General features: G+C 59.0%; 14 protein-coding genes. 4 read left to right on the forward strand and 10 right to left on the reverse strand.

All coding sequences use genetic code 11. The features are described 5' to 3' along the window. Positions 1–2: 2 nt before the first annotated feature. From CH273_RS11610 to CH273_RS11650, 9 genes are all read right to left on the reverse strand, one after another. Positions 3–1316 carry an aromatic ring-hydroxylating dioxygenase subunit alpha gene (locus CH273_RS11610; RefSeq protein WP_094637998.1) on the reverse strand — a complete coding sequence of 438 codons (1314 nt, stop codon included), beginning with the start codon at positions 1314–1316 and terminating at the stop codon, positions 3–5. 4 nt (positions 1317–1320) lie between these two features. Further along, positions 1321–2364, reverse strand: a complete 1044-nt coding sequence (locus CH273_RS11615; RefSeq protein WP_032395674.1) for a dihydrodipicolinate synthase family protein — start codon at positions 2362–2364, stop codon at positions 1321–1323. 50 nt (positions 2365–2414) lie between these two features. After that, positions 2415–3254, reverse strand: coding sequence for a DODA-type extradiol aromatic ring-opening family dioxygenase (locus CH273_RS11620; protein ID WP_052049588.1), 840 nt, complete (start codon positions 3252–3254; stop codon positions 2415–2417). Next, complete coding sequence (locus CH273_RS11625) at positions 3251–3505, reverse strand: hypothetical protein (RefSeq protein WP_032395675.1); 255 nt, start codon at positions 3503–3505, stop codon at positions 3251–3253. Before CH273_RS11625 ends, CH273_RS11620 begins: the two co-directional genes overlap by 4 nt. Before the next feature lie 119 nt (positions 3506–3624). Further along, positions 3625–4776: an alpha/beta hydrolase family protein gene (locus tag CH273_RS11630; RefSeq protein WP_052049590.1), complete on the reverse strand. Its 1152-nt coding sequence runs from the start codon at positions 4774–4776 to the stop codon at positions 3625–3627. 51 nt (positions 4777–4827) lie between these two features. Then, positions 4828–6021 (reverse strand): NAD(P)/FAD-dependent oxidoreductase, encoded by a 1194-nt coding sequence (locus CH273_RS11635; RefSeq protein WP_179275459.1) that lies wholly within the window; start codon positions 6019–6021, stop codon positions 4828–4830. 160 nt (positions 6022–6181) lie between these two features. Then, positions 6182–7381, reverse strand: coding sequence for an amidohydrolase family protein (locus CH273_RS11640; protein WP_032395676.1), 1200 nt, complete (start codon positions 7379–7381; stop codon positions 6182–6184). After that, complete coding sequence (locus CH273_RS11645) at positions 7381–7962, reverse strand: amino acid synthesis family protein (RefSeq protein ID WP_032395677.1); 582 nt, start codon at positions 7960–7962, stop codon at positions 7381–7383. The genes CH273_RS11640 and CH273_RS11645 overlap by 1 nt, the downstream gene beginning before the upstream one ends. A gap of 816 nt (positions 7963–8778) precedes the next feature. Next, positions 8779–10992, reverse strand: coding sequence for an ATP-binding protein (locus tag CH273_RS11650; RefSeq protein ID WP_143546211.1), 2214 nt, complete (start codon positions 10990–10992; stop codon positions 8779–8781). Between the two features lie 608 nt (positions 10993–11600). Here CH273_RS11650 and CH273_RS11655 point away from each other — a divergent pair. The 3 genes from CH273_RS11655 to CH273_RS11665 all read left to right on the forward strand — a co-directional run bounded on the left by CH273_RS11655 (position 11601) and on the right by CH273_RS11665 (position 14505). Further along, positions 11601–12875: a flavin monoamine oxidase family protein gene (locus CH273_RS11655; protein ID WP_032395679.1), complete on the forward strand. Its 1275-nt coding sequence runs from the start codon at positions 11601–11603 to the stop codon at positions 12873–12875. 55 nt (positions 12876–12930) lie between these two features. Next, complete coding sequence (locus CH273_RS27935; RefSeq protein ID WP_032395680.1) at positions 12931–14076, forward strand: LuxR C-terminal-related transcriptional regulator; 1146 nt, start codon at positions 12931–12933, stop codon at positions 14074–14076. Between the two features lie 63 nt (positions 14077–14139). Continuing rightward, complete coding sequence (locus CH273_RS11665) at positions 14140–14505, forward strand: cupin domain-containing protein (protein ID WP_052049595.1); 366 nt, start codon at positions 14140–14142, stop codon at positions 14503–14505. 235 nt (positions 14506–14740) lie between these two features. On the opposite strand, the gene CH273_RS11670 is transcribed toward CH273_RS11665, so the two are convergent. Then, complete coding sequence (locus CH273_RS11670; protein WP_143546212.1) at positions 14741–15109, reverse strand: cupin domain-containing protein; 369 nt, start codon at positions 15107–15109, stop codon at positions 14741–14743. A gap of 366 nt (positions 15110–15475) precedes the next feature. Here CH273_RS11670 and CH273_RS11675 point away from each other — a divergent pair, with 366 nt between their 5' ends. Beyond that, positions 15476–16927: an aldehyde dehydrogenase gene (locus CH273_RS11675; protein ID WP_032396221.1), complete on the forward strand. Its 1452-nt coding sequence runs from the start codon at positions 15476–15478 to the stop codon at positions 16925–16927. Positions 16928–17018 lie beyond the last annotated feature (91 nt).

A 17018-nucleotide genomic window follows, 5' to 3' on the forward strand; every position in this document is an offset into this window, starting at 1 on the left:
TGTCACACCTCGTCTGCCAGGTAGTCGCCCCACCGGGACCACAGGTTGCGGAAGTTCGTGTCATTCACGTACGGGGTAACCACGTGACCGGGACCGGCAAAGTCCGGGTCCGGATCGCTGTCCATTCCCATGGAGTACGGGAAGTCGACGTCGGCAACCATGGTGGATGCTGCCGACCTTGTCACCTTGGCCCAGTTCTCGAAGTCGTCCTGCTCGAATGTGCCGGCTTGACCGAAAGCGAGTGTGTAAGCCCGGTATGCGGCGTCCTTGTATTCCTTGGACGCACCCTTCGGGACGAGACACCACGAGTACATTTCCATCCGCCCCGGCCCGACGGGGTGATACAAACGCATGGTCACAAAGCGCACGCCCGGCTCACCCGGCACCAGGCTGAAGGGCTGCATCAGGAACGACAGATTCGGGAAAACCGTTCCGACGGCGGTACGTACCTTCGAGAACACCTCGGTCTGTTCTGCGCTGAAAACCGATTTCATCTCTTCCGCGAGTTCCGGAGGAAAACCCCCGAATGGAGGGAAGTTGGGGCTGTGGCCCAGTCCGACGCCATGGCCGCGCCCGGGAACACTGGCTGCCCAACCTTGACTGTGCGTCGACCCGGATGACGGAAAGTATCCCAGATGGAAGCCCCACTGATGCGCAACCGGCGTGTGGTATCCGTCGCCCGCAAAATTCTCGGCACAGATCTTCCAATCGGTGTTCGCCAACCAATGGTCGGGCGGACCGTGGATTTCACATCCCTGTTCACCGTGCTTCAGGTACAGGTCCAGGTAGAAGCGGAAGTCGCCGAGGAATTCACCCAAGGACTCCGATTCGGGATCGAGTGTGCCGAAGATCAATCCTTCGTAACTGTCGATGCGAACCGGGACCATGGCCCAGTCCTTACGCCTCAGACGACCTTCGTAGCCCTCTTTCATGTACGGAACACCGATCAATTGGCCGGTGTTCTTGTACGTCCAACCATGAAACGAGCATCGGAAGTGCGAAGAGTTCCCCATCTCGGACTTGCACATGACGTTGCCGCGATGCCGGCACATGTTCAAATTGGCGTGAACGGTTCCATCCTCGCCGCGGGCGACGATGATGCTGTTGTTTCCGATGAAGCGGGTGACATAGTCACCTGCGGAGGGGATTTCGGATTCATGAGCCAGGAAGCACCAGGCACGCGAGAAGAGGTGCTTCTGTTCGAGGTCATAGACGGACTGGTCGTTGAAGGCCCTGGCAGGGAATCGCCCTTCGGCGATTCCCTGCCTGGTCCGCTGTACCCAATCCGCGAGATCAGAGGGTTCAGCAGTCGTCATCGAATTAGACCTTGTCGGCCAATTTGGATGCGCGAACGCCGAAACGGGCTTCGATCTCGGTGCGGATCTGCATGTAGCGCTTCACGTGCTCCGACGTGGTCTGCGCGTGCACCTCGGGAACCAGATCCTCGGTGTACGGCACGCGGCTCTTGCCGACGTTGATGTAGCCGGCTTCGTTGACGCGCATCTTCTCGAGCGGGATGTTGTACTTGGCGAACTCCATGAAGTCCTGGCCGACGAGGAAGGGCTCGTGTGCCCAACGCAGACGCTCGGTCAGCCACTTCGCGTCGTCGTAACGTCCTTGCTGGAGCGCATCGCGCAATTCCAGAACGGGCCCGGGGCCCATGGCGGTCGTAGACGACCAGGCCATTCCGACGAGCTCTTCGCCGTACATCTCCCAGGCCGGGAACCAGTCGGTCTCGATGGACATGAGGGGGAAGCTGGTACCCGTGTGCGCCATGTCGTTGTGGTAGCGGAAGCCCACAGATGCGCCACCGGCGTACTTGACGGCCACCACCTGCGGCAGCTCGATCAGAGTCTTGTACACGCTGCGAGGAATGATGCCACGGAACGCTGCCGTGTTGTCGTACACCACGATTGCCATCTCGGGAACTGCATTGGCAACGTCACGGTAGAACTTGTCCATCACCGAAACCACCATCTCGCCCCACATCGGACGACCCAGCAGGGTGCCCGTGACGCCGAGGTCCGAGAGGAAGCGCATGCGCGAGATCGTGTCTCGGGTGTTCAGGGTGGTTGCACCGATGAACAGCGGGAAATCGGGGTCGATCGACTGTGCGGTCTCGGCAGCACAGGTTGCGAATGCCTTCCACTCCTCGAGGGTCAGAGTGGCCATTTCGCCGAGTGTTCCGTTCAGAGCGATGGCGTCTACACCGTCACTGATCAAGGAACGGATCATGCGCTCGGTTTCCACGAGGTCGACCGTGTTGGTCGCATCGACTCGCTCGGCACCGGGCAATGCCGGGGTGGGGGGATACGCCATCACGCCGCGCATGTCCTTACCGCTTACCTTGGGCAACTTACTCATGTCGATTTACTCCTGCTTGGTTGAGTTGGTTGAAACTTTGTGGAGATAGTTCAGATTCGGGCTGCGGCAACTGCTGTACCGGTGAGCCACTCGGGAACCGGTTCGTACGCCAAGATGTCGAACCCGACCTCGACCGCACCGGCGGCGACGAGCCAGGTACGAATTTCGTGCGCACCATTGCCTGCCGCATCGATGTCTTCCTGGGTGTACGCCGTCAAGCGCTCAGGGTCGCCATCGTCGAAACGCTGCAGAAAATCGCGGTCGAAAGTTTCGTTGACCGTGCCGGACTCCGGCAGGCCGACCCAGTGGGACAACCCCCCGGTCCCGATCACGACGACTCGCTCGTACTGCTCCTGTGCGCCCACCGCTCTTGCCAACATCTTGCCGAAGTCATAGCAACGTTTCGGCGAAGGCCATGGTGGGTTCACCCCATTGACGATGATCGGAACGAGTGGCAACTCGCTCTTCGGATCGAGATGCTTCAGCGGGACACAGAAGTTCTCATCGAACGTCATTCCGCCTTCGACCAGCGATGGGTCGAATTCGGATTGCAGCGCGAAATCGTAAATGTGCCTGCCCAGATCGGCGGCTCCGGGGTACTGGTGCTGCTCGACCTTGACAAATTTCGCCATCTCGGCGGTCACCGGACCCAAATACGAGTCACCGGTCGCAACCGCAAATGCCGGCAGATTGCCGAGATTGAAATTGGTGAAGTGTTCTACGGACACTGCGATGACGGCATCGGGCCGCAACGCCTCAATCCGCTGCCGCGCTTCGCCGTAACCGCTTTCGACTGTACGGCGCTTTTCTGGGTCCGCGCGTTCCGGCCAGCCAGTGATGCCGGGTGAATGCGAAGCCGTGAACGCCCCGACTATTCGGCCGTTGGTCATGGTGTCGTCTCCCCTCGTATCCTCGCGTAGTAGTCGGCCCTGTCGACCTCGAGCTGAATGGCACCGAAGTACAGCAGGTACGGGTTTACTCCCGCCTCGTAAAGGCCCTTGATATCGAAATCTGCCATCAATTTCCGAAAGGGCCCCTCGATTCCGTAACTGTCCAGGGCAGCGTCCGGATCATCGGTATAGAGGTTTTTGATGGCACCGTCTCGGCGAATATCCCAAAGCAATTTGTGAACGCCGTACATAAGTCTCCTCGTCGGTTGGTTTTACGAGAAAAGGTGAGGACCGATGAAAGCCGTTCCGACTGACTCCACCGTAGATCGGCGAGAAGTCGGTGTCCGTCACCCGCCCGGGTGGTTTCCGACTAGACGCCGAGCTTGTGCACGAACCAGTCCGTCAGGCGCGCTGCTGCAACGGCAAGGTAGTCGTAGCTGCAGTGGAGCGAGCCAGCAGCGTCGTAGACATCGAAGGTGACGTCGTTGCTCGTCAGAGCGTCCACGAATCGGTGAGCTCCCTTGATGTCCATGATGATGTCGTCCGTGCCGTGCATGACGTAAACGGGAATCTGAAGCTTCTCGGCGATGCCGTCGAAGGTGAACTCGGCAAGCTTCTCGCGTGCCTCGGCGTCGTCCTTCGAGCCCGACAGCCACTGCAGCTGCTCTTGGAGTGGCGGGTACCACTCGTAGAAGTCGGTGAGGATGCTCCAGGTTCCACACCATGCAGCGACGGCCTTGACCCTTGGCTCGAAGGCCGCAGCCCGAGGAGCGTAGTAGCCACCGAAGCTGACGCCGGCCAAGCCGAAACGATCGGCATCGACGTCGTCACGCTTCTCGAGTACGTCGAAGATCGCCGATACGGGAACTTCGTAGTCCGGCCGGCTGTAGAGCTTCTTGAAGCGAAGCGAGCTGCCGCGGCCGGGAGTGTCGATGACAACGACGTTCATGTCGCGTGCCGGGAATTCGGTACCGCCGAGGAAGTACAGCTCCTCTGCCCAGGAATCGGCACCGCCCAGGAAGAGCACAGTGGCGCGGGCTTTGCCAGTGTTGTCCGGCCGGATGAAGTAGCCGTCCATCGTGGTGCCCTCGAACGGAACGCTGATGCGCTCGATGAGTCCGTCGGAGAGTTCGGCTGCCTGTGCCCAGTTGCTCGTACCCGCGCGGTATGCCTCTTCACGCCGCGGGTCGTCGGAACTCAGGAAGAATTCCGAGTGGCGGTAGTAGCTGCACGACCTGAACAGCGCACGTCGTGCGGTTACCTTGTCGCCGGCTTCGAGGGCCGCTCGCCCGAGGGCTGCGACCTCTTCGGCCGTCCGGTTCCACTCACGCTGCCAGATCTCGTTGTCCTGGGTGGTCTTGCCGATGCGGGCTGCGGTGCGGGCACACTCGAAGAGATCTGCGCCGCCGACAGCAACCTGGGCAAGTAGACGCATGGTCTGCAGCGACCAGTCCTCGTCCTGCGGGAAGAGCTCGATGACCGTGAGGGCATCGGTATTCGTCGCGGTACTGACATTGCTCATGTGCAATTTCCGTTCTTTCGTAGGGGTGTACTGACGGGAAAATGGAGAAAGCTAAGCGCTGCGCGCTACGTCGTTCCAGATCTGCGAATCGCCTATGGCAGTTCGGTATTGGGCGAGCTTCCGGGGGGCGTTGATGCATACCACTCCCCGTAAGACGCCGACTCGACCGAACAACGCAACCAGTGACTTCTCGTTCTGGGATTCGATGAAGATGTCGTCGTCTGCGCTGGCGCGACCGCAGAAACGCAGTTTTGCGTCGAATTGATCGGTCCAGAAGTAGGGCACCGACGCGAAATTCGAGGTGTCGCCGAGGAGTCGGCCGGCAACGTGTCGACCCTGTTCGACGGCATTGGTCCAATGCTCGACTCGCATGACCTCGCCGAAAGTGTCGTTACGCCAGGATGCGACGTCGCCCGCGGCGACGACACCAGGAACCGACGTCTGCAGATCCGGAGTGCATTCCACTCCGTTGCCGACCGCCACACCGGAACCGGCCAGCCAATCGACGGCCGGCACACCGCCGATGCCGACGAGCACGGTGTCCGTAGTGAGCCGTTCGCCACCGACCAACACGACAACGACGTCACTTCCGGACTTCTCGATGCGTTCGACGCTGGTCGAGCACCGGACGTCAACTCCGTTCCGGCGGTGCATGGCGTTGAACCACTTTCCGATGGTGGGACCGAAAACTCTGCTCATCGGCATCGCTGCGACGTCGACCACGGTGACTATCACGCCGAGTTTGGCCGCGGTCGCCGCGACCTCCATCCCCACGAAGCCGCCGCCGATGACTGTCAATCGACGGCCTCGGTCCAGTCGCTCGTTGATGCGTCGAGCGTCGGCAAGGGTACGCAACGTGAAGACATCGTCTTGTGCCTGTGGAGAGATCATCGAGGCCGGTAATTGCCTTGCACCGCTGCCGGTTGCGATGACGAGGCCGTCATACGAGTGAGACGCTCCGTGCTCGTCGTGCAGCAGGCGTTCGGACGTGTCGAGCGAGGCGATGTGGGTGCCCAGGTGTAGATCGACACCTTTCTCGGCGTACCAGCCCGGTTCCCGTAGAGCGAGTGTTTCCACGGCGAGCTCACCGTCGGCAAGTGCTTCCTTGGACAACGGAGGGCGCGTGTACGGCAGCTCGGGCTCTGCACCGATCAGGTGAATCGCCCCGCTGTAATCGAGATCGCGGAGCGCCTCGATAGCGCTGACTCCAGCCAACGACGCACCTACGATCGCAATGTTCTTCACGATGACACGTCGTCGAATGCGTGGGGAACCTGCTCGTGGCAGGCCCATGAACTCGGTGTCGCCGTCGAACTGCTGCTGCCGTCCTGACTATCGGCCATGTTGTATTGAACCCGAAAGCCCATGTCACGCTTCCTTTCTGGAATGGATTGGTGCGATCGAGTCAGTGTCCGGCCGAGGCGAGATGCGGCATCTCCGGGCTGATGACGGGCAACCGCGCGGCGCGAGGGGTGTTGCGGCTGGTCAGATTACGGATGACTCCGCCGGTGATGACCGCCGTGATACCGGGAATATCACCGATACTCAATGCACCCAGTGCATCGTCGCGGGTCGATCCCCATGGTGCGTCGATGACCACCAGATCGGCCGCAGCGCCCTCACGTACGAATCCTGCCGGCAAATCCCATGTGCGAGCATTGTTTCCCGTTGCTGCTGCCCAGATCATTGCCGGATCGATCCCGGAGAATGAAGACAACTCGGCAACTGTCTTGATAACGCCGAGCGGCATGACGCCGGTCCCCGTCGGTGTATCGGACCCGATGACGATTCGGCCGAATTTTCCGTCGTCGTGAGCCTTGTGCAGAATCCGCAGTGAGGATTGAAGATTTCCGGCCTGCACCAACTGCAACGCCATCTCGGTCTCGTCGATGATCCTGTCCACACCTGCAGCGTCGAGCGAAGTAGGACCGCCGTTGATGTGCCCGCAGACGTGCGGAGCCAAGTAGAGCAGGTGGTCGGGCGTGATCGGCTTGCTGCCGGGGATGCTGGCCCCACCCGAATGGCACATGACCTTGATGCCGTGTTCCTTCGCCCAACGAACTTGGTCATAACCATCGGCTGGATCTTCGTACAGTCCGAACCCGAACTTGGCCAACCTCACACCGGCCGACTGCAAGTCGGCGAAATCCTGTTCGGTCAGCGACGGTTCGAGCACGACCGCACCGGCGTGAACCGTCATTCCCCCGGGGTGGAAGTTCCGGAAGCACGACATCGCGGCGATGGCCAGCGCTTTCACTCCGACCGCGTCGTGCGGGCGGCCTTGCGCATGGATTTCACCCGGCGAGACGACACTCGTGATGCCACCGTGGACGTAGCTCGCGAGAAAGTCCACCGTCTTCTGCCGGGGCGTGTAATCCCCGAGGACGACGTGGCAGTGAGAATCGATCAAACCCGGGGCGACAGTGGTACCCACTGCGTCGACGGTGACTGCCGCGGCGTTGACCTGCGCTTCGAGGTCTTGGCGACGTCCGACTGCAGTGATGACCCCGTCCGACGCGAGAATGGTGTCTGCGTCGGCGACCAACGGGTTCTCGTAGTCTCCGGAAATCACCGTTCCGATATTGACGATCGCAAGATCAGTCATCACGCGTCCCTCCTGTTCAGAGCCTCGGCCCGTGTCATACCGCCGACGCGAGCGTTGATCCGACCACGGTTGGCGACCGCCGCGATGATGACGAGCTCGTCCCCGTGAGGCGCGTCCGGAACGTGGACGGTGACCGCGTCGTAGTGGCTTCGAACCCAGATCTCATCCTTGAAGGCCAATGGGACGTCGATTACGGCGTCCACACCTGACGGCTTGGTGACGGATGTGATCCATGCATCGCCGCCGCCGATAGCTGCACGAAGCGCATTGCCGAAAATCGACGTCACTGCAGCGTTGATGTGCTCCTGCTCACCGGCCGATCCGACGAGTCCGGCTTTTCCATAGCTTTGGGGCTCGCTGCCGAGCAGCTCGAGGGCATGCTTGCCGATCTCGGTCGCAATGTCGGCCGAGGCGTCGGTGATCTCGCTCAGATCCTCGACGTAGCCCAGGCCTGCGTAAGGATTGTTGACGACCGCACAGACTGCCACCTTGCGAATCGGGCCGTCGCTGTCCGAACGTCCAGCGACCGACCGGATTTCCTCGATATGAGAAACAATCTTCCGTATAGCAAGGGAACTCACTTCAACTCCTCGACTCTGCTGCACTCTCGAAGCACCATGACCGGCGTTACCGACGACGCTAAGCGTGGCGGCCATCACTGCGCATCACCCGAACGGGTCAACTTTCGAGGCCTCCTACGAAGGCGAGCGCGCGAGTGCGTCCCGTACGATCGTCCGGTCCCGCGCGGAACCGGGCGCAACATTCGCCTTCTTCTTACTGAAAGCCTTTGCCTACCAGTTCGATACTGCATACAGCAATTTCGGGCGCAGACAGAACAAGACAAGTAAGCTCCGAATTATGATTGCATGCAATACTTCTCATGAATCTCTTGAAGCACTTGTCTGCGCCAGAGAGCGCGACCCAGGTCAGGTCATTCGGCGCGTCGACGACGGGAGATTACTCCAAATTACCTGCACTGCAATCGGATACGATCTGCCGAACAGTAACGCACCGCAGGAATGATCCGAACACGCAAACCTGGGTCGCGGCAGACAACGGGCAGTCGACTACCGCTACTCTTCACCGCCACCCATTCGATTGTCCCGCAGATCCCGATGATGCCGTGTCGAGTGGGTAGTTGATGCGGCCAAGCCGAGGACGACTTGCTCGACATCGATCCAGTGGTCGACACAGCACTACACATCACCTGAGCAACAGCCGTTTTCCTATCGCACACTGGCCCCATGTTGAGGGGTACACCCGCCTTCAGCGGGTAATCGACGACTCGAGGTCTCGGCGATCTTCCAGACTCGTGAAGCCGCTCCTGACGCAGACTGCCCTGGTTTCGGTTCTCTTATTTGTACAGAGTCACCGCTGATCTGCCGACGACCAGACCCCTATCCACGTCGAATCCATAAGCGTGCGACCAGAGTTCGGTTGCTCAAACCAAGTTTGAGCAGAATGTGTTCGACGTGAGTTTCCACTGTCCGTTGCGAAATCGCCAGTCGGGACGCGATCTGACGGTTACCCAACCCGTGGGCTATCAATTCCGCTACCTCTCGTTCGCGACGGGTCAACTGCTCGAGGGCGTCGTCCCGCGAGCCCGATGACTGAACAAATGAAACCACATCGGCCCAAGAAGTTTCTGTGCCGCGTCGGTAAGCGGATTGAAAATCGATCTCACCGAGCGCCGCACGGCACAGCTTGTATTGCTCGAGCCGATTTACCCGCAATATTGAAAATCCAGAAAACTGACCGCCTAGAAGTTGCCATGATCGATCAGCGATGCCGAAGAGCGTGGCCGCTTTCTCATGATTATTCCGACGCTCCGCACACCAAGCGAGCAACTCGATGCAATGGGTCGACAAAAGACGATCTCGTGTATACCCGACAATGTGCTCGACAATTTTCGATGCAGCGGCATGGTCCTCGCACATCCAATGATCGACAGCAAGCGAAAAACGAATGTACCCTAGCCAACGGAGGTCACCGACGGACTCGCACAACTCGAGTCCGCGGTTTCCGAGCTTCTGTGCATGCTCAGAATTGCCATTGATGGCAGCGACGAGTACGGCAACACCCAACGTGTCCATCAGATAAATAGCTGCGCGTGCATCATTCTGACGCTCATAAAGCGCTATCGTTTGGTCGAGCAAGTCGATTGTTTCCGTCAAGGGAACCGTGCCTAGCGTCGACATCGCAAGAACTTGACTGTACAACGCCTGACCGAAGGGGTCGACCGAAACGGAAGTTATAGTGGCCGCCGTCTGCAGCAATTTCGCGGCCAGCCGATTCTCACTCTGAAGCACAGCCACATAGGCGTACACACAAAGCGCCTGTCGTTGCTCTATCGGTGCGGCAGCCGAGTATTTTGCAGTTGTAATGTAGCGCAGTAACGTGCGCCCTTCCGTGAGCCGTCCGCTCGCGTACCAGAAATAGAGGAGCTCGACCGCCATCCCCAGCCCTGTACCCGCTGTGCGGGGACTCGAACATGAGAATCTGATAGCGCTCGTAAAATTTGCATAATTCGACTCGAGCGATTGAAGTCTGGCATCGTCACTGACGGCACTGAGATCCCGATTGGTACGAGACAAAAGCTGATCGAAATAGGCGAGATGAGCTTCTCTTACGCGGGCTGAATCGGCCCCCGAAAACCGCCTGCTCCCAAAGTCTCGAATCATGTGAAGCAAACGATAGCGCGAATGAGCGCCGGCGTCATCGACGACTACTACCGACTGGTCGACAAGTGATGCAATCAAGTCGAGCAGGTCAGACCGCTCGAGATAGTCGTCTGCGCATATTTCTTCCACGGCGGGGAGATCGAATGAACCGTCGAAGACGGTCAAGCGCGTCCACAATCGTTGCTCACGAAGATTGCACAGCTCGAAACTTCCGGCTGTGAGCGCCTCGAGCGTCCGATGGTGCGGATCTGCGCCCGGTCGACCACGCGGAAAGTCGGAGTTCGCATCCATACGATCTATGATTTGGTCGACCGATAGCGCACGAATCCACGACGCGGCCATCTCCAACGCCAATGGCACACCATCGACACGTTCACACAAAGTGGCGACAGAATAAGCCTGAGACGGTGCAATTTCGTAACCCGGCCGAACAAGACGAGCTCGATCGAGGAACAGCTCGACGGCTTCGCTACCCTGCAACTGTTCTATGGTCATGGAGACGGAACGAGGTGGTAGCGATAGTGGAGGAACCGTAATGATCTGGCCGCCGTCGACATTGAGGGATCGTCGGCTCGTTGCAACGATTGTGATGGACGTCTGCGACACCACAGTCTGCAAGACACTCTGACATCGTTCGTCGAGCCGCTCGCATGAGTCGAGAAGAAGTAAAAGCTGCAGATCACTCGAATTGTCGAGCAGAAGCGGCAATTTCGTAGCCGGGCCGACTCGCAAGTCGAGCACGCTGGCGAGGGAATCGACCAGCGCATCGGCATCCGCGACCGAGCTCACGTCGACGTAAACAACCCCATCCCTGTAGTCACCTTCGCACGCCTTGGCGGCCTCGACCGCCAGGCGAGTTTTTCCGACCCCGCCCGGCCCGGTAAGACAAGTGAACCGGCTCGATCGTCGACTGGCATCCACGAGCTTCATCGTTTGCTCCTGGCCTATGTACCTCGAGTTGGGACGAGGGAGGGTGCCCGTTTGCTGACTACACACCTGTTCCTCCACTCTGCTGTTCGACTCGTCAACCTCTCCGTGCTGGAGAAGCCTGAATCAGGGCCAGCGGAGCTGTCTTTCGCCGAAAAGTTACAACAGCGTCAGGCTGGACGCATCCGCATGTCCGGTCTGCACGGCGTCCACTCGGCAATCTGTTCCGAGTATGCACCCCACGCAGCAGCTTCGACGGCCCTGAAACCGACCGGCCCTGCCCTTCGACGGAGTTCGATGGTGCCGATCGTCAAACCGCCTGGTCCCAAATCGGTCACACAGCCCCACCAGGGATTGCATCCGATCGGGATCAGCCTTCGAGCACTCCGTATATCTACGGATTGCTCACTACCGGGACCCTGACAATGATGATCCCATGCGTATGACCGCCATCACATCGTTGTCCGGCGGGCCGATTCACGCAGTGGTCCGAAATGGGCCGGGCCGCCCTGCCGCCACCGACGTAGGCGCCCACTTCCCCAATGTAGTGGAACCCGATCAGAAGCCAGGCGACTAGGTCGGTCGCCCGAGACCAATGAAATGAAGGAAATATGCCGCACGTTGTAGTCATCGGAGCTGGTTTCGCAGGGCTCGTCGCTGCCCGAGAACTGAGCCAGCGCGGTTACGAGGTCACAGTTACCGAAGCTCGCGACCGCATCGGAGGTCGAACATGGACGGATGAGCGTTTGGGGAGAGACCTCGATCTCGGGGGAACGTGGATTCACTGGCTTCAACCCCACATATGGGCCGAGATGACGCGCTACGGATTGGGGATGACTGAGAGCCCTGTTCCCGAAGACGCCTGTTGGACAGCTGGAGGGACAGTGGTCCGCGGTAGCGCCGGCGACCTCATTCAAAGCCTCGACAAGGGAAATACAGAACTTCTGCGTGACAGCCGACTGCACTTCCCGCGGCCGTACGAGCCCTTCGGTGCGTCATCTGAACTCGACGCGATGGACATCGGGCGCGCGATCGAGGAACTGCCGGCAGTGTCCGAGGACGAACGCGAAGCGCTGGCCGGATTTTGGTCCGTGTGCTTCAACGCGCCATTGGATTCCGGGGCATTGACGCAAGCGATGCGGTGGTGCAGCGCAGCATCGGGAAGCTGGGAGTTGATGTTCGAGGCGTGCGGCACCTACAAAATCGCGGGCGGCACGATAGCACTCGCGCGCGCAATACTGGCCGACACCAAAGCCAGCCTACGATTGAACACTGAGGTCACCCGGGTCGCGCCGACAAATAGCGGACAGGTCGAGGTCACGGATGAGGAGGGGAACGTACTCGTCGCAGACGAGGTAGTCGTGACCGTACCGTGGGGTGCCTTGTCGACTATCGAATTCGGTTCTCACAGAGTCGAATCCAAAGTTCGGCTCGCCCGAAGCGGTCAGATGTCACGGGGAATGAAGACCTGGATACGCGTACGCGGCGAAGTTACGCCGTTCGTTCTCGTAGGCGGACCGAATGACCTCCTCAACTATGCGCAGGTCGAATACAGTCACGAAGGAGACACACTCATCACTGCCATGGGGCCATCGGCAGCGACGTTGAATCCCAACGATCTGGAGGGAATGCGAGGTCAAATGAAGCGATTCAGACCAGATCTCGACGTCCTCGCAGTCAGCGGACACGACTGGGTCGATGATCGGTACTCCGCGCAGACGTGGCCCATGCTCAAGACGCACCAACTTGCAGTCTTGGCGGACCTTCAGAACAGCGTGGACAACGTCCACTTTGCCGGGTCCGACTACGCAACTGGTTGGCAAGGATTCATCGACGGCGCGATCGAAAGCGCATATCGCGTTTCCAATAGAATTGCTTGTAAATAATGGCGAGCCGCCCCACTCCAGCGCTCGCTATCGTTGCGAACGACACCCCGATAAAGTGATCGAGGGCAACATCGACCGGCCATCCGATAGCAGTACCTGTCTCGACAGGAGCATGATGTACGGCGTTATAGACGAGTCGCGGGCATCCGTCGACCATTGCCTTGCCGAGTTCACACTCGCGCTGCAAATGGCCACGGCTTTCGAGCACATAAGCATGTCGACTTTGAAAACTCTTCGAGGGGTTGTCACAGCGGATGCCTATGGACTGACCGTGTGGCCCGGTGCAGCAGGGACTCCGAACAGCGGGGCAGTCGCGACATACGGAGCGCCTGCCGGGCTGGTGCAGGATTACAGCGACATGGGTTATGAGAGTGACCCCGTCTTTGCCAGGGCGTTCTCCGAGGGCTGGCCGAGCGACAATGCCGCGATCCCGACCCCGACCTGGGAAACGTGCACCGCACACGCCATCCTCAAACAGTACGACTTCCGCCAGACGATGGTGGTGCCGCTGGTCAGCGAAACGCGGGACTACGGGGTGTTGCACCTGGCCCGTCGAGACGACAGAGCGTTCAGCAAGACCGACCACACAGCTATGCGTACGGTGCAGAACCACTTGACCGCAGCCGTCGGCAGGTTCGAGTTGCTTTCGCGTGTGGAGAAACGCGGTCAACTCTTCGAAAAGCTACTCGACAATCTCGAGAATGCCGCGATCGCGACAATTGCCGAGGAAGTACTACACGAGAACGACATGGCCCGACGCTTGTTCGAGGTTCACCCCGATATGCGTTCGGTGGTGACATCTACCCAACTCCAGCATGCCAGGGATCTGAATGCGAACGGACGGCGGAGGATTCAGAGTGTACTTCCCTTGCCCTCCCGCCGCCAGGGAGAAGACAAGGACTGCCTCATTGTGCGGTCTCAGCGGTTACCGGACACATCCAACGGCGTTTTCTCGACTTTGTACGTGAGGCGAATTTCGCAGCATTGCTCCCCTCGGTCATTACCGATCTCGGAACGCGAAAGAGAGATTGCAGAATTGGTTGCGCAAGGTTTGACCAATAGGCAAATAGCCGAGCAGACTTACATTTCGGACAACACCGTGCGGCAGCATCTCAAGAGAACGTTCGTCAAGCTCGGAGTCCACAGCCGTGCCGAACTTACCAACGCTGTCATGTGCGCGTCGTTCGATGGTGCCGAGTAAAACCAAAACCAAACCGGATTTTGGGTAATTTCAGCAGAAAACAACGGAAAGTAGATACGAAACATGGAGAAGTCTTACACCTACGCGTCTGCGGAGGACCTCGAGTCGGGTTACCAGAACTTCTACGTCGAGAACGAAGTTGCTGGGTCCTTGTCCGAGATCCGCGGCGCTTCGGACGTGCGCGCGGGCGTTTACCGCCTCGAACGCGGTGAGTTTCCCGAGGGAGTGGAGATCGACTACGAGTTCGAGTCGGATGAGTACATGTGGATCATCGAGGGCCGACTGGAGATCTCGACACCGGATGGCAACAAGATGGTCCTGAATCCAGGTGACACTTGCTTTTTCCCGAAGGGCGATACATGCCGGTGCACTTTCACAGGACCCTTCCGTAAATACTCGGTCGAAGTAGGTCTGATTCGATCGAGCTAGGTCGTCGCCGACCTGCCGGTTCGGCCGTCCAATTTTCGGGCACTACTTCCTCGAACGAGTCGAGGAGGTAGTGCCTGATCGCATTGGTGAAACGTGGGTTCTGTAGGGAACCGACGACAGATCGGTACTGGGAACCGAAAACATGTGCACCCGCCGACAACAAGGCACCCATCGGCAACTGTGGAAAGTTGCCGATGGGCGCTCTGGACGACAATCGGCCGTCACGATGCCGACATCACACGGCGCGCGGTGCTCCCGGCGAGTCGATTGGGTACTGAATGTTCGGCTCAGCCTTGATGATCAAGACCGTTGTCGGATCGATGGAGGTCTCGACGTGTTCCTCGCCGGGTTCGACAAAGTAGTAACCGCCTTTGTCGACATGCTGTGTGCTATCCGCCGATTCGACCTTCATCGAACCCTCGACGACGAAAACACTGACCCACGAATCGTGCCGGTGCAGTGACAGTCGGTGGTCGGCCGGCATATTCACCAGCGAAAAAGATACACCGTGACCGTCGTACCAGAGTTTGCATCTATCGATTGCATGCCCTACGACATCTTCATGGATCCAACTGCGGTCGACGGGATTTACTACCTTGGCCATGTGCTCTCCTTGTGTATCGGAACGAAGCCAGACCACTTTTTCGGCTTCTTTATTCCGAGTTGTTGCACCATCTGCGTTACTACGACAACACCAAGACTAAGTCCGCGGGCCAGACCATAATGTCACCCAAACGGGTACTAACATTTTTTGGTCTTTGATGTCTGCGATCCCCGACTGACAAGCGCATTCAGCAATCTCCCACCCGGCTCCACACCACGCTCGAGACTGACCCAAATGGGGAACAGTGAAGAGCGACCGCAGAAGCTATGGTTTTGCTCACTGAAGTTGCTTGCACCTCAATATGTGACGTTCGTTCACGTGTACGCAACCCGAGGTTCCGTCAGCTCGAACTCGAAAGGACACATCATGACTATTCAGTACGATCGTTTTTTCATCGGTGGTGAATGGGTGCCCGGTCACTCCTCGGCCGGATCCATTACCTTGACATCCGCGAGTACTGAAGAGCAGATCGGCAGCGTTCCTCGAGCCGGCTTGGTAGATGTGGACGCTGCTGTCGCCGCTGCCCGTCGCGGGTTCGACGACACGGCGGGCTGGGCCACCTGGCAGCCCTCACAGCGAGCCGCGGCGATACGACGATTGGCAGACGAGCTCGATCGCAGGTCGGCCGATATGGCTCAACGAGTAAGCATGCAGAACGGAATGCCGATCTCCATAGCTGTACCGCTTGAAGCCGGCTTCCCGCAGACCGTCTTTCGCTACTACGCGGATGTGGCCGAAAGCGACGAGATCGCCGACACACATGCACACTTGCTCGGAGGGTCGACCACGGTACACAAGGAGCCGCTCGGTGTCGTCGCGGCGATCGTACCCTTCAATTTCCCGCAGATTCTGTCATCGATGAAGGTTGCCCCTGCTCTGGCTGCAGGTTGTACCGTAGTTCTCAAGCCCTCCCCCGACACCATTTTGGACGCCTTCCTGTTTGCTGAGGCTGTCGAGGCCGCCCAGCTGCCTCCTGGTGTGGTCAATGTGATCCCGGGTGGCAGCGATGTCAGTGAATACTTGGTCCGTCATCCCGGGGTCGACCGCGTCGCATTCACCGGGTCGACGGCAGTAGGACGCCGTATTGCCGAAGTATGCGGCTCCCTCCTACGTCCGGTGAGTTTGGAGCTGGGCGGTAAGTCGGCAGCAATTGTGATGGATGACGTGGACCTCGACCTCGGTCGTATGGGAGAACGCCTCTTTCAGTCGACACTTCTGCATTCCGGGCAGGTGTGCTACCTCGGCACCCGCATCCTGGCACCCCGATCACGATATGAAGAAGTAGTCGAATTCTTCGAGACCTTCATGTCGAATCTACGCATCGGTGACCCAATGGATTCCGATACCATGATCGGCCCCATGGTCTCGGAACAACACCGTAAACGCGTCGAAGGCTACATCGATACAGGAAAATCGGAGGCCCGACTGGTGACCGGCGGTCGCCGTCCTGCGGGGATCGACAGGGGATGGTTTGTCGAACCCACACTCTTCGCTGATGTGGACAATCAAGCGGTGATTGCTCAGGAAGAGATATTCGGCCCCGTCCTCTCGGTAATTCCGTACTCGTCCGACGACGACGCGATACGTATTGCCAACGAATCGTCTTACGGCCTTGGGGGGTCGATCTGGACCTCTGATCCCGACCGAGCTCGCGCATTCGCGAAGCGTGTCAACACAGGCACAATCGGTATCAACGGCTTCTTGCCTGATCCTGGTTCGCCTTTCGCCGGTCGCGGCGCAAGCGGGCTCGGCCATGAGTTGGGTCCTGAAGCTCTCGGCACCTACCAAGCGTTCAAGACTGTCTTTTCCTTCGAATGACCTGAAGTCGAGGGAATTACGATCGGAGACCGACGTACGCGGCGTTCAGGTCGCTCCGATATCCTCGCAAACGTCTGCTCGAGCAGTTGCT

Source organism: Rhodococcus sp. 05-339-2 (assembly GCF_002258965.1).
GTDB lineage: Bacteria > Actinomycetota > Actinomycetes > Mycobacteriales > Mycobacteriaceae > Rhodococcoides.